This is a genomic window from Acinetobacter sp., assembly GCF_041919735.1.
In the GTDB taxonomy this organism is placed as follows: Bacteria; Pseudomonadota; Gammaproteobacteria; order Pseudomonadales; family Moraxellaceae; genus Acinetobacter.
On sequence record NZ_JAYRTF010000008.1, the window covers coordinates 1 to 14,165 of the forward strand.

Consider the following 14,165-nt stretch of genomic DNA (forward strand, 5'->3'; position numbering starts at 1 on the left):
AAGTCGTAAAGCTCAGAAAGCTGTTGTTGAACAAAGAAACTTAAATCCTGTGCTTGACTCTTGTGGTTAAAAACAGGACATTTTAAATGGTTTATCGCATAGACATTTTAATTGGTGAATAACACCTCTTCATCACACTTCTTGCACTCCAGCATCACGCCCAGCTTTTCTTTCCGTCCTTGTTCCGTGATGACCCACGGACGGTTCTGCCACGGCGGGTTATGCCGTACATGCTGGCCATGGCCGCAGGCGAGATCTGCGACCCAGTGATGTTCTTCATCTTGGTGGAAACCGATAATTGCCTGCCGCATAAGCGCCGCACCCCGCTTCAATAGAACAGATAAAGCTTTACTGAAATTCAGAAAAACAAAAGGATAATCTCCGTTATACTCCTAATCGGATTAGTTTTAAAAGAGCGAAGACATGCGTGTACTTGTGGTGATGGATCCCATCGAAAATGTAAACCTGAAAAAGGATACCTCAATGGCGATGCTCTGGGCAGCAGCGCGCCGCGGCCATGAATTGGGCTATGCATTGCAGCAGGATTTATACATCGACCACGGCAAGGCATTTGGCTTAATTGCGCCGTTAAAAGTCTTTGAAGATTACAACCATTACTATGAATTGGGCGAAAAGAAAAAAGAATCCATCGCGGATTATGACGTGGTCTTGATGCGTAAAGACCCGCCGTTTGACATGAACTTTGTCTACACCACCTATATTTTAGAACAGGCAGAACGCGAAGGCGCGTGGATCATCAACAAACCGCAAAGCCTGCGCGACTGCAACGAAAAACTGTTTGCTACGCAGTTCCCAGAACTGCAAGTGCCAACCCTCGTCACCTCACAGCAAAGCCTGATCCGCGAATTTTTAAAAGAACACGGCGATGTGATTGTAAAACCGCTGGACGGCATGGGCGGTATGGGCATTTTCCGCCTCTATCAAGATGGGGTGAATATTGGTTCGACCATTGAAATTTTGACCAATAATGGCACGCTGCCGATCATGGCGCAGCGCTACATCCCTGAAATTGTCGATGGCGATAAGCGCATCCTGATGGTGAATGGCGAACCTGTACCGTATTGCTTGGCGCGTATTCCGCAAAATGGCGAAGTGCGCGGCAACTTGGCCGCGGGCGGTTTAGGCGAAGCGCGTCCACTGACTGACAATGACAAAGCGATTGCCGCCAAAGTTGGGCCGTTCTTGCGTGAAAAAGGCTTGGTTTTTGTCGGCCTCGATGTGATCGGCAACTATGTGACCGAAATCAACGTCACCAGTCCAACGTGTGTGCGCGAAATTGATGCGCAATATGGCACGTCCATTGCCGATGATTTATTTGATGTTTTGGAAAAAGGCCGAGGCGCTTAACCTTCGCCGGCATCATCCGCCTGCATACGCAGTCCAAAAGAGCCCGAAAGGGCTCTTTTTTATTTCTGCCTGCCGATATAGTTGAATCTTGCGCCGGATATGTATGGCCTGTGGAGGCTTTATGGTTTAAAAGTGTATAAAATTTGACAATTTAGCTCGATTAATAATAAAACTAGTTTAAACTTGAAAATCTGCAGAAAAAAACAATGGCGCAGCCAGTGAAATCAAGCAAATAAACTTTCACGGCAATGCGTTTGTGATTACAATTGTCTGCTTATAAAGATTCATTCTAGCCTTATTTAAATTGAAGAATTAAACCGTGACTGATGCACAGCGAAAACAGCCTAAACATGTAATGATGATGGCCGCAGGTACTGGCGGACATGTGTTCCCAGCTTTGGCTGTCGCAAAAGAGCTGCAGCAGCAAGGCATCGAAGTGTCTTGGCTGGCAACGCCTGCAGGCATGGAAAACCGGCTGCTGAAAAACCACAACATTCCAATTTATCAAATTGATATTCAAGGCGTGCGCGGCAATGGCATTGTGCGCAAAGTTTTGGCGCCTTTTAAGATTTTGAAAGCCACGCTTAGCGCAATGCGCTATATGAAGCAGCTGAAGGTCGATGCCGTGGCTGGTTTTGGCGGCTATGTGGCCGGCCCGGGCGGTTTGGCTGCCCGCGCACTCGGCATTCCGGTGATTATTCACGAGCAAAATGCCATTGCCGGTTTTACCAATACCCAGCTGTCGCGCATTGCCCAAACCGTTTGCGAAGCTTTCCCCCATACTTTTCCCGCGCAGGCCAAAGTGGTGGCGACGGGCAATCCCGTGCGCAAGGAAATTACTGAAATTTTAAATCCGTCTTGGCGCTATCAAGAGCGTGAAAAAGCGGGCCAGCCGCTGCGCATATTGATTGTCGGCGGTTCATTGGGCGCGCGCGCTTTAAATGAATGCGTGCCGGAAGCGCTGAAACAGCTGAATGTGCCGTTGAATGTGTTTCATCAATGCGGCCAGAACAATGCAGAAGCAACGCAAGCGCGTTATGTGGGTGCGCCGGAAAGCCTCAAAGCTGAAGTTTCTCCATTTATTGAAGATATGGCGCAAGCCTATTCTGATGCTGATTTAATTATTTGCCGTGCAGGCGCTTTAACCGTAACGGAAATTGCAACTGCAGGCCTTGCAGCGGTTTTTGTTCCATTGCCAAGCGCAGTGGATGATCACCAGACTGCAAATGCCAAATTCCTGGCCGATATCCATGCCGCGAAAATTTGCCCGCAGGCCCAGATGACGCCAGAAAGCTTAACAGCGTTGCTGCAGCCGCTGATGAACCGCCAGCTATTACAGGAAATGGCGGTGAAAGCGCGCCAGCAGGCACAGCCAGATGCGGCACAGCATGTGGTTCGTTTAATTCAAGAATTGTAATCCGAGTATTTTATGTCTCCTTCAACTCCTGCTGAGCAAGCGAAAAAGTTAATTAAAGTGCCAGAAATGCGCCGTATCAAACACATCCATTTTGTGGGGATTGGCGGTGCAGGCATGTGCGGTATTGCGGAAGTTTTGAAAAACCAAGGCTATAAAGTCTCCGGTTCAGATATCAAAGCCTCTAAAACGACCGCTCAGCTGGAAGAAAACGGCATCAAGGTCTATATCGGCCATACAGCTGAAAATATCCAAGGCGCAAACGTATTGGTGGTTTCGACTGCGATTGATCCAGAAAACCCTGAAATTAAAGCGGCGATCGAAACCCGCGTGCCTGTTGTGCGCCGCGCAGAAATGCTTGGTGAGCTGATGCGCTACCGCCACGGCATCGCCGTTGCCGGAACGCATGGCAAAACCACCACCACCAGCTTGGTGACCTGCATGCTGGCCGAAGAAAACATGGATCCGACCTATGTCATTGGCGGCCTGCTGAACCGTACCGGTGTAAACGCCGCTTTGGGCGCGAGCCGCTACATTGTGGCGGAAGCGGATGAATCCGATGCGTCCTTCCTGTTTTTAGAGCCAATGGCGGCGATTGTGACCAATATTGATGCTGACCATATGGATACCTATGGCGGCAGCTTTGACAACTTGAAATCCACTTTCGTGCAGTTCCTGCAAAAGCTTCCATTCTATGGCTTGGCTGTGGTGTGCGGCGATGACGCCAATATCCGCGAAATTATGCCGCGCATTGGCCGTCCGCTGCTGACTTACGGTTTCAATGAAGACAATGACATCCGCGCGGTTGATGTTGAGCAGGACGGCATGCAGTCGCACTTTACTGTATTGCGCAAAGACCGTGAGCCATTGCGTGTCACCATCAATATGCCGGGCGCGCACAATATTCTGAACTCATTGGCCGCGATTGGCATTGCGACCGATGAAGGCGTATCGGATGCCGCGATTTCACGCGCCTTGGAAAGCTTCAGCGGTGTCGGCCGCCGCTTCCAAGTGCAGGGTCAATTTGCGCTTGAAGAGGGTGATGTGAAACTGGTGGATGACTATGGCCACCATCCGAAAGAAGTGGAAGCGACCATTAAAGCGGCGCGTGCCAGCCATCCGGACCGCCGTTTGGTGATGATGTTCCAGCCGCACCGCTACAGCCGTACCCGCGACTGTTTTGATGATTTTGTTGATGTATTGTCACAAGTGGATCAATTGCTCCTGCTGGAAGTTTATCCTGCGGGTGAAAAACCGATTGTGGGTGCGGACAGCCGCGCATTGGCGCGCAGCATCCGCCTGCGCGGTGAGGTCGAGCCGATTTTGATTGATCCTGTAGATGGCAACCTTCAGAACGCGATGCAAAAAGTGCTGCAGCCAGGTGACTTGTTATTAACGCAGGGCGCAGGTAATGTGGGAGCTATCTCTATCGAGCTGGCTCAAAACGGCCTATATTTAAAATAAGCATCTTCGTGATGCGGTATTGAGTTGATCGACCAGTTTAAAGTTTAAGGATATAAACGTGTCAAATGCTTCAAAGTTCGGCAAAGTTGCCGTGTTGCTTGGTGGTAAGTCTGCTGAGCGTGAGGTTTCTCTAGATAGCGGTAAAGCGGTACTTGAAGCATTAGTCCGCTCAGGGGTGAACGCTGAGGCTTTTGATCCGCAAGAGCGCAGCGTCACGGAACTGGTGGCGTATGACCGCGCATTTGTTGTGCTGCATGGCCGCGGCGGCGAAGACGGCCAGATTCAGGGCGCGCTGGAGTGGCTGAATATTCCTTATACAGGGACTGGCGTTCAGGGTTCCGCTATCGGCATGGACAAAGTTAAAACCAAGCAGGTTTGGCAAGGTTCTGAATTGCCGACTGCGCCGTACCGGATTGTCAGCAAAGATTCTGATTTAAATGAAATTGTAGACAGCATTGGTCTGCCGTTCATTATCAAGCCCGTGCATGAAGGCTCAAGCATCGGCATGAGCAAAGTTGAAAAAATTGAAGACTTTGCAGAAGCGATTGCCAAAGCGGCGGTGCATGATGCAGTCGTCATGGCGGAAAAATGGATCACCGGCCGTGAATTTACCATTGTGATCCTCAATGGCCAGGCGCTTCCTGTGATCCGTTTAGAGCCGCCAAAAGATGTGGCGTTCTACGATTATGAAGCGAAATACAACCGCAATGATGTGCAGTACGGCATTCCATGCGGCTTGACTGAAAATGAAGAGCAGCGCCTGCAAGCGCTGTGCCTGCGCGCATTCCAGGCGGTAGGCGCCAGCGGCTGGGGCCGCATTGATGCGATGCAGGATGAGCACGGCAATTTCTGGCTGCTTGAAGTCAATACGGTGCCGGGCATGACCAGCCATTCTTTAGTGCCGAAAGCGGCGAAAGCTGTCGGTCTGGAGTTCGATCAGCTATGTGTCGCTATTTTAGAGCAGACATTGACGGATGCGGCTCACTAAGATATGGCTCAACTCCCTGCATCGATGCGCCGCAAGCGGGCAGCAGTCACCTCAATTCATGACAAGCCTCCAACGCGAAAGGAAAAGCTTGCGAATGTGGGCGGCTGGCTGTTGCTTTTGGTCGCGGCCGTGGTGCTGGCTGCGGGGATGTTTGGCCTGTACCGCGTGATGACCGATGCGCAAATCGCATCGCTCGATGTGGTCGGCACACGTTCAGATGCTGAGCGCCAGCAGGTGCTGATGCATGTGGCGCCGGTGGTGACGGAAAATTACTTCACCTCAGATTTAAAAATGATACGCGATCGCGCCTTGGAAATGTCTTGGGTTGATCGCGTTGTTGTATCGCGTGCGTGGCCGAATGCTATTCGTGTGCGCGTGATGCCTCGCAATGCAATCGCACGTTGGGGAACAGGGCGGCTGCTGAGCGACAGCGGTGATGTGTTTACGGAAGTTGCGCCCCGCAATTATCCAAACCTGCCGCTGCTGCATGGGCCTGTGACGCATTCAAAAATGATGATGCGCCGATACAACGAAATTAACCAGTTATTCCTGCCGGTCGGCATTCGATTAAAAGAATTATATTTAACGGAACGCATGACTTGGTTTATGCAGTTTGATTCTGGCCTGCGCATTATTGTCGATCAGGATCAAACCATGAGTAAGCTTCAACGCTTGAGTCATCTGGCAACTGCAGATTTAAAGCCAGTATGGTCTAATATTTCAGCAATCGACTTGCGCTATCGCAATGGTTTGGCTATTCAGTGGAAAAACTCAATGCCGCCAAAAATAGCAAATGGTCATTTTGTTGTAACGATTAATGACACAGGCATTGCAGATGGAACGGCCGTAAAGCCATAATGCTGGCTTTACAGATAGAGGCGTTGAGCCATAATTAAACACACATGTGAATGGTAGTAGTAAATAATGAATGAAGCTGTTCCCTCAGTTGTTGCGATTGACATTGGGACACATAAAGTTTCAGTTTTGATTGGTAAGGTACATGCGCCGGATAATATCCAGGTCATTGGCATGGCGACCGCTCGTAACCGAGGCATGAATAAAGGCAAAATTGTCAGTCTCGATAAGGTTATTACAGCAATTAAAAATGCAGTGCAGGAAGCGGAAGACATGGCGGAGTGCCGCGTGCATTCTGCGTGGATTTCCATCCCTAGCGCTGAGTTGAAAAGTTTTTATGCCTCTGGGCGCACACCGGTAGAAAATACGGACCATACGATAACAACCAATGAAGTGGTGCGTGCATTAGAGCTGGCTAAAGCCAGCCATTTGACTTCGGATCATTATCTGGTGAGCGCTGTGCCGCTGGGTTTTGAGCTGGATGATGCGCCGGAATGGGTTTTGAACCCGATCCGCATGTCTGCGCACAGCATGACAGGGCATTACCATTTGATGATGTTGCCGATCAGCACCATGCAGAACTTGGACCGCGCATTGAAAGGCGCGAATATCGGTGTGGAGCGCATGGTGATTTCCAGCCTGGCGACGGCAGAAGCCAGCCTGCTGAAAGATGAGCGCGAATATGGCGTTTGCTTGCTGGATATCGGCGCCGGCACCACCAATGTGGCGGTGTATTTGGATGGCCGCTTGGCGATGACGCATACGCTGCAGCGCGGCGGCGAGCATGTGACCCGGGATATTGCTGCGGTCTTGCAGACCACCACTGAAGAAGCGGAACGCATCAAGCTGCTGTACGGCTGTGTCGATTTAAAAGTGGTGAAGCCGGACCATATGATTCAGTTTCAGGGCATTGACGGTCCGCAGACCATCAGCCGGATTGAATTGACGGAAATTATCATTGCCCGCTACGATGAAATTCTGGGCATGGTGCGTGAAGTGCTGGAGCGCAACGGCGCCATTCATGGCCTTTACCACGGTGTGGTGCTGACCGGTGATGCCGGTCAAATTGAAGGCATGGTCAGTTTCGCGCGCAAAAAGCTGGGTGTTTCTGCGCATTTAGGCAATCCGCCGGTACAGGTGCATGCAGAGGATCAGAATCAGGCTGCGCTGCGCCGTTCGCAATACGCCACGGCTGCAGGTTTGCTGATGTACAGCCAGAGCGATACGCAGGATACTTTTGTCGAGCAGGATGATCCTGAAGGCCTGTCGATGATGCAGCGGGTGAAACGCGCGTGGTCAGGATTAAATGAAACGCTGAAATCCATCTTTTAAGTGGAATTTTTTGGGAATATTGTTGGGAAGTTGTACGGCATACTGCTTGAACTTGACAAGCTCAGGCCGGAACCGCATTCTAAAAACAATTTTATTAAGATTAAGGCAGTATACGGGCTGATGTGACTGCCGATTAAGATTAGGAATTTTACAGGTCATGGCCTCATTTGAATTTTTAGAAGATGATCAAAGCGATAGCATTGGTCAAGCCCGTTTCACTGTATTTGGTGTAGGCGGCGCAGGCGGCAACGCTGTGCAGCACATGCTTGAATCAGATATTCAGGGTGTGAAATTTGTCTGCGCCAATACAGACAAACAGGCATTGGACCGCATGAATGCGCAATTTAAAATCCAGCTGGGCGAGCAAGGCACGCGCGGTTTGGGCGCAGGCGCGAATCCGCAAGTCGGCCAAGCGGCAGCGGAAGAAAGCCGTGAACTGATCCGCCAGCATTTGGAAGGCACTGATATGGTGTTTGTCACTGCTGGTATGGGGGGCGGTACAGGTACAGGTGCAGCACCTGTTGTTGCTGAAATTGCCAAAGAAATGGGAATTCTGACTGTCGGTGTGGTGACGACTCCGTTTAACTTTGAAGGTAAACGCCGTCAACAATCTGCGGAAAAAGGGATTGAAGCACTTGAGCAACATGTTGATTCTTTAATTATTATTCCGAACCAACGCTTGCTGAAAGTATTCCGTGATATTTCAATGAAAGATGCCTATAAAAAGGCAGATGACGTACTGTTAAATGCAGTGCGCAGTATCTTCGATCTTGTGGTACGTCCGGGTCATATCAACCTTGACTTCGCCGATTTGAAAACCGCAATGAGTACACGCGGTTATGCGATGATGGGTGCAGGTTCAGGTCGTGGTGAGAACCGTGCGCGTCAAGCGGCTGAACAAGCGATTCGCAGTCCATTACTAGATAACGTGACCATTATGAATGCCAAAGGTATTCTTATTAACGTAACTGGTGGTGACGATGTCACTTTTGGTGAAATTGAAGAAATCACTGATGTTGTGAACCAAATCGTCGATTTGGACGAAGGTCAAGTGTTCTACGGTACAGTATTTGATCCAGATGCACGTGATGAAATCAGTGTGACTGTGATTGCAACTGGTTTAACCCGTAATTCAGCAGATACAGCTGAACCGATGAAGCGTCCAAGCGTGCAGCAGTCTATGCGCCAGCAGTCAGCTGTTCAGTCTGTCGATGAAGATGATGTTCCTGCTATTCAGCGCCAGCAGGCGGATGGAACCAATGGCGCGCCGATTCAGTCTACGCCAGCTGTATCCAGCCCGCGTCCTACGCCGATGAGCATTCAGGATTATTTAAAAAATCAGCAGCGCAAGTAATTGAAAGCGCTTTGATTTTTAATTAAGAAATAGAGAAAGGCAGCAGTTTGGCTGCCTTTTTTGTTTTTTATCAATGGCTAAATATGCTAACGTATAGCGGTTTTATCTATCGATGAATGAAAAGCATGTTGAAACAGCGTACCCTGCAGCGCGTCGTAAAAGCGAGCGGAATTGGTCTTCATAGCGGGCAAAAAGTCATGATTAACTTTGTGCCGCATCATGCAGACGGGGGAATTGTGTTTCGCCGCATCGATCTGGAACCGCAAGTAGATATTCCAGCAGATGCCATGCTGATACAGGAAGCATTCATGTGCTCGAATCTGGTGCAGGAAAATGCCAAAGTCGGCACTATTGAGCACATCATGAGCGCAATCGCCGGCTTAGGCATTGATAACTTGATTATTGAAGTGTCCGCGTCTGAAGTGCCGATTATGGATGGCAGCGCCGGCCCATTCATCTATTTATTGATGCAGGGCGGCTTGGCCGAACAGGATGCGCCGAAAAAATTCATCAAAATTTTAAAACCGGTTGAAGCGCTGATTGATGATAAAAAAGCGGTTTTCAGCCCGCATGACGGTTTTCAGCTGAATTTCACCATCGATTTTGACCACCCTGCCTTCAAAAAAGAAGATCAGTCTGCATCGATTGATTTTTCGACCGAAACATTTGTGTATGAAGTCAGTGAAGCGCGTACATTCGGCTTTATGAAAGATCTGGACTATCTGAAATCCAATAATCTGGCTTTGGGCGCAAGTTTGGATAATGCAGTCGGCCTGGACGATACCGGCGTGGTCAATGAAGAGGGCTTGCGCTTCGCTGATGAGTTTGTTCGTCACAAAATATTAGATGCAGTAGGCGATTTATATTTGCTGGGCCATCAAATTATTGCCAAATATGATGCATATAAGTCAGGCCATGCATTAAACAATCAGCTGCTGCGCAATGTCAAAAGTGATCCAAGCAGCTACGAAATTGTAACATTTGATGACATTAATGCCTGCCCAATTTCTTATGTCAGTGTGACATAAGTCATTGTCTTTTCAATGTTGCGTTATAATATAACAAAGTAAAATGCTGATCGCGTCACAAAATAATTTTAAAGGTCAGCGCGCAATCCTGAGCCGGTTACTTTTTATTGCTTGCCAAACGCAGCATAGCTTGGCTAAGCTTAGGGTCGTTCACAAAGTCAGCAGCATTGCGCAGAAGATCCTGTGTTTCTGGACTGAGCGGTTCTGAAATTTTTTCAAGGGGCGGTGGCGTTTGAGACGGAACTCTTAAGCGGACTTGGATCTTGTTTATTTCTTTTAATTCCGGTATTTGTGAAAGCTGAGCAATGTATTGCTTTTGAAGATACGCGAGCTGGCTGACCAGCGCCTGATTTTCACCAGTAAGCATCAGCACACCATTTTGATAACAAACGACTTGCCATTGTTCCGGCTGGGGCAATAAAGGTTGAACGAGTTTCGTCAGTCTCTGCCAAGCAGCGACTTGCGTTGAGAGAAACGAAAAGTTTCCTGTTTTTAAGTGTTTTCTTGTTTGTTGAAAGACGTTCAAGGGTTCTGACATTCATATTTCCTTCATGCTTATGTCTTAATCTTATGCGCTTCTTTCAGTCGATATCAAGGAAGAGATCACTCAAAGAATTCGATTAAGAACAGTTTTAATGAGGTTTTTATGCATTTTCGCCGTATTTTATTGGCATTTTCATTCGCCGCTTCAGCAGCATCAGTTGCATTTGCGGACCTGGTTGAAGTCAGCCAGGATGGTTCAACGGACCGTCTTGAGCAATTAACCCGCACCTTGGCGCAAGGCGCCTATTCCGAATCCAGCGACATGGATATTCCTGCTGAAACAAAAATGAATGTTAAATTGCGTGAAAAGTCAGTTGAACTTAACAACGACACCATCGCAAAAAAATACGGTTCAAGCAGCATCAAATCCTTCTCAGCATCATCCGGCAACCCATATTCATGGCTGGTGACGCATCCGCTTCCAGATTTAAAACGCGTCAGCTCTAATTATGGCGGACGTACAATGGGCGGACGTGCTGAAAACCACTCTGGCTTAGATATGTCAGCGCCGAGCGGCACACCGATTTATGCAACAGGCCCAGGCATTGTCACCAAGTCTGGCTGGGGCACAGGTTATGGTCAATATGTCGAAATCAATCACGGCAATGGCTACCTGACTCGTTATGCGCACGCATCACGCCTGATTGCGCGCGTCGGTGACCGTGTTGAAGCTGGCGAGCAGATTGCCAATGTCGGCTGTACCGGACGCTGTACAGGCCCTCACTTGCACTATGAAGTCGTCAAAGATGGCCAGCGCAAAAACCCCTCTACTTATTTAGCGATGCTGCCATAAGCGTTCGGCGCGCATATAAAAAACCGATTGCATAAAAACTTAAAAAAACTGCTTGATCGAAAAGCCATTGCCTCAGAGAAATTGAGCAATGGCTTTTTACATTTCATGCCTACACATTTGACACTATCACTTTATAGAATGGAAATCGGTTGTTATTTATGCGTTATTGGCTATTTTTTGCTGATTTGTGTAAGGAATGGTCAATGTCTATTTATTTCCTAAATATTAGTCCAAGATCGTATTCATCCGCAGCCATAACTGAGCTGACAGAAAATATGATACATATAGAGGCATATATTAGGCACACAGGATAGGTGAATTATGGCGTTCTACGGCGATACAGACGCGCAGGAAACCCAAGAATGGCAAGAAGCGTTCGATTCAGTTTTACAGCATATGGGAACGGAGCGCGCAGCTTTTCTGCTTGAAAAACTGTATCAGCGCGCAATCGCGAAGCATGTTCCTATTCAGCGTCTAAATACTCCTTACCGTAATACCATTTCAGTTGAAGAACAGCCGGCGATGCCGGGCGATCAGGATATGGAGCGCCGCATCCGCGCGCTGATCCGCTGGAATGCTTTGGCCATGGTGCTGCGCGCCAACAAAACCGGTGATGATTTGGGCGGCCATTTGGCCAGCTTTGCATCTTCAGCAACCTTATATGATGTGGGCTTCAACCACTTCTTCCGCGCCAACAGCGACAGCTTCGGCGGCGACATGATTTATTACCAAGGCCACTGCGCGCCGGGTATTTACGCGCGTTCATTCCTTGAAGGCCGTTTAACCGAAGAGCATTTGAATAATTTCCGCCGTGAAGTCGGCGGCATCGGCTTGCCAAGCTATCCGCATCCGTATTTGATGCCGGACTACTGGCAGTTCCCAACCGTATCCATGGGCCTTGGCCCGATCATGTCGATCTACCAGGCGCATATTCAAAAATACTTGATGAACCGCGGCCTGATTAAAGAAGAAGACCGTAAAGTTTGGGCCTATCTGGGCGATGGTGAGATGGATGAGCCGGAAAGCTTGGGCGCAATTTCACTGGCGGGCCGTGAAAAGCTCGACAATCTGATTTGGGTGGTCAACTGCAACTTGCAGCGCCTCGATGGCCCTGTACGCGGCAACGGCAAAATCATTCAAGAACTGGAGTCTTTGTTCCGTGGCGCCGGCTGGCGTGTGATTAAAGTGGTTTGGGGCCGTCATTGGGACCCATTATTGGCTAAAGATACGACGGGCGCGCTGCAGGCCGTGATGGAAGAAGCAGTAGATGGCGATTTCCAGCGCTATCAAGTAAAAGGCGGCGCATATACCCGTGAAAAATTCTTTGGCAAATATCCTGAAGCAGCAGAATTGGTCAAAGATCTCAGCGATGAAGATATTGATAATCTGAACCGCGGCGGCCACGACCCGTACAAAGTTTTTGCCGCTTATGCAGAAGCATGCACAGCCAAAGGCCAGCCAACCGTAATCTTGGCGAAAACTGTCAAAGGCTATGGCCTGTCTGAAGAAATTGAAGCAGTGAACAAAACGCATCAGATTAAAAAGATGCAAATTGACTCGCTGAAATATGTGCGTGACCGTTTCAACCTGCCATTTAATGATGATCAGCTGGAAGAACTGCCGTTCTACCGTCCAAGCGAAAACTCGCCGGAACTGAAATACCTGAAAGCGCGCCGTGAAGCGCTGGGCGGCTATTTGCCTGCGCGCCGCAAAGAAAGCGAGCAGCTGGCGATTCCAGAGTTATCGGTATTTGATGCGGTATTGAAAGGCAGCGGCGGCAAAGAGCAGTCAACCACCATGCTGATGGTGCGTTTGATTTCATCCTTGCTGAAAGAAAAAGCCATTAAAGACCGCGTGGTGCCGATTGTTCCAGATGAAGCGCGTACTTTTGGCCTGGAAGGCATGTTCCGTCAGCTCGGCATTTACGCAGCGCACGGTCAAAAATATACGCCGGAAGACCAAGAACAGCTGATGCATTACCGTGAAGCCAAAGACGGCCACATGCTGCAGGAAGGCATCAACGAAGCCGGCGCGATGAGTGCTTGGGCGGCGCTGGCAACCAGTTATTCCACCAATAATCTGCCAATGATTCCGATGTACATGTACTACTCCATGTTCGGCTTCCAGCGTATCGGCGATATTGCATGGGCAGCGGGCGATGCGCAGGCGCAAGGCTTCCTGTTGGGCGCGACAGCAGGCCGGACCACATTGAACGGTGAAGGCTTGCAGCATCAGGATGGCCACTCGCACATTTTGGCCAATACCATTCCAAACTGCGTGTCTTATGACCCATGTTTCGGTTATGAGCTGGCGGTGATTGTGCATGACGGCTTGCAGCGCATGTATGTGAACCAAGAGCGCGTGTTCTATTACCTCACCGTGATGAACGAAAACTATGAACACCCTGAAATGCCGCAAGGCGCTGAAGAAGGCATCAAGCGCGGCATGTATTTGCTGCAGGAAGATGAAAAAGCTACGGTTCAGCTGATGGGTTCAGGCGTGATTCTGCGTGAAGTGATCAAAGCGGCGCAAATTCTGCGTGATGAATATCAAATTCACTCAAATGTCTTCAGCGTGACCAGCTTCAATGAATTGGCGCGTGACGGCATGGCGTGTGAAGAGTACAACCGCTTGCATCCAATGGCGGAAACGGCAAAAGAATCGTGGGTATCGCAGCAGCTGCGCGCCACCAATGGCATTGTGGTTTCTGCAACCGACCATATGCGCGCTTACAGCGAACAGATCCGCGCTTATCTTCCGGACAACCGCCCATTTGTTGCTTTGGGTACAGATGGCTATGGCCGTTCAGATACACGCGCGAATTTGCGCAGCTATTTCGGTGTTGATGCCGCGCACATTGTGGTGGCAACGCTGAAAAAACTCGCGGATGAAGGTGAAGTGGATGCGCGCTTAGTGAAAGATGCGATCTCCAGCTTTGAATTGGATACAGACCGTCCAGTGGCATGGCTGCCGCAGGCGCACCCAGAACTGCACGCTGTTGCTGACTACAAAGAGGAGAACTGATC

12 protein-coding genes are annotated in these 14,165 nt (G+C 49.3%); 10 read left to right on the plus strand and 2 right to left on the minus strand.

Annotated elements, in window-relative coordinates; translation table 11 throughout:
• Window positions 1-107: 107 nt before the first annotated feature.
• Window positions 108-311 carry a DUF3565 domain-containing protein gene (locus ACE3T3_RS06170; RefSeq protein WP_374665094.1) on the minus strand — a complete coding sequence of 68 codons (204 nt, stop codon included), beginning with the start codon at window positions 309-311 and terminating at the stop codon, window positions 108-110.
• 112 nt (window positions 312-423) lie between these two features.
• On the opposite strand from ACE3T3_RS06170, the gene gshB reads away from it, so the two are divergent.
• The 8 genes from gshB (at window position 424) to lpxC (ending at window position 9,803) form a co-directional block, all read left to right on the plus strand.
• Window positions 424-1,368 (plus strand): glutathione synthase, encoded by a 945-nt coding sequence (gene gshB / locus ACE3T3_RS06175; RefSeq protein ID WP_374665096.1) that lies wholly within the window; start codon window positions 424-426, stop codon window positions 1,366-1,368.
• A 319-nt stretch (window positions 1,369-1,687) separates the two neighbouring features.
• The gene (gene murG, locus ACE3T3_RS06180; RefSeq protein ID WP_374665098.1) at window positions 1,688-2,785 is read left to right on the plus strand and encodes an undecaprenyldiphospho-muramoylpentapeptide beta-N-acetylglucosaminyltransferase; all 1,098 of its coding nucleotides are present in this window, start codon (window positions 1,688-1,690) and stop codon (window positions 2,783-2,785) included.
• Between the two features lie 12 nt (window positions 2,786-2,797).
• Entirely contained in the window at window positions 2,798-4,246 is a 1,449-nt protein-coding gene (murC, locus tag ACE3T3_RS06185) for a UDP-N-acetylmuramate--L-alanine ligase (RefSeq protein WP_374665100.1), read from the plus strand.
• 58 nt (window positions 4,247-4,304) lie between these two features.
• Window positions 4,305-5,234: a D-alanine--D-alanine ligase gene (locus ACE3T3_RS06190; protein ID WP_374665101.1), complete on the plus strand. Its 930-nt coding sequence runs from the start codon at window positions 4,305-4,307 to the stop codon at window positions 5,232-5,234.
• A gap of 3 nt (window positions 5,235-5,237) precedes the next feature.
• On the plus strand, window positions 5,238-6,092 hold the full coding sequence (locus ACE3T3_RS06195) for a cell division protein FtsQ/DivIB (RefSeq protein WP_374665103.1): 855 nt from the start codon (window positions 5,238-5,240) through the stop codon (window positions 6,090-6,092).
• Between the two features lie 66 nt (window positions 6,093-6,158).
• Window positions 6,159-7,421, plus strand: a complete 1,263-nt coding sequence (ftsA, locus tag ACE3T3_RS06200; RefSeq protein ID WP_374665105.1) for a cell division protein FtsA — start codon at window positions 6,159-6,161, stop codon at window positions 7,419-7,421.
• Between the two features lie 157 nt (window positions 7,422-7,578).
• Entirely contained in the window at window positions 7,579-8,775 is a 1,197-nt protein-coding gene (gene ftsZ / locus ACE3T3_RS06205; RefSeq protein WP_374665107.1) for a cell division protein FtsZ, read from the plus strand.
• Window positions 8,776-8,900: 125 nt separating this feature from the next.
• Entirely contained in the window at window positions 8,901-9,803 is a 903-nt protein-coding gene (lpxC, locus tag ACE3T3_RS06210; protein WP_374665109.1) for a UDP-3-O-acyl-N-acetylglucosamine deacetylase, read from the plus strand.
• Window positions 9,804-9,900: 97 nt separating this feature from the next.
• On the opposite strand, the gene ACE3T3_RS06215 is transcribed toward lpxC, so the two are convergent.
• A complete protein-coding gene (locus tag ACE3T3_RS06215) occupies window positions 9,901-10,341 on the minus strand; it encodes a DciA family protein (RefSeq protein WP_374665111.1) in 441 nt (146 codons plus the stop codon).
• A 108-nt stretch (window positions 10,342-10,449) separates the two neighbouring features.
• Between ACE3T3_RS06215 and ACE3T3_RS06220 the strand changes: the two genes are divergently transcribed.
• Together ACE3T3_RS06220 and aceE are read left to right on the plus strand one after the other, a co-directional pair.
• Complete coding sequence (locus ACE3T3_RS06220) at window positions 10,450-11,139, plus strand: M23 family metallopeptidase (RefSeq protein ID WP_374665113.1); 690 nt, start codon at window positions 10,450-10,452, stop codon at window positions 11,137-11,139.
• A gap of 321 nt (window positions 11,140-11,460) precedes the next feature.
• Window positions 11,461-14,163 (plus strand): pyruvate dehydrogenase (acetyl-transferring), homodimeric type, encoded by a 2,703-nt coding sequence (gene aceE, locus ACE3T3_RS06225; protein WP_374665115.1) that lies wholly within the window; start codon window positions 11,461-11,463, stop codon window positions 14,161-14,163.
• The last annotated feature ends 2 nt before the right edge of the window (window positions 14,164-14,165 follow it).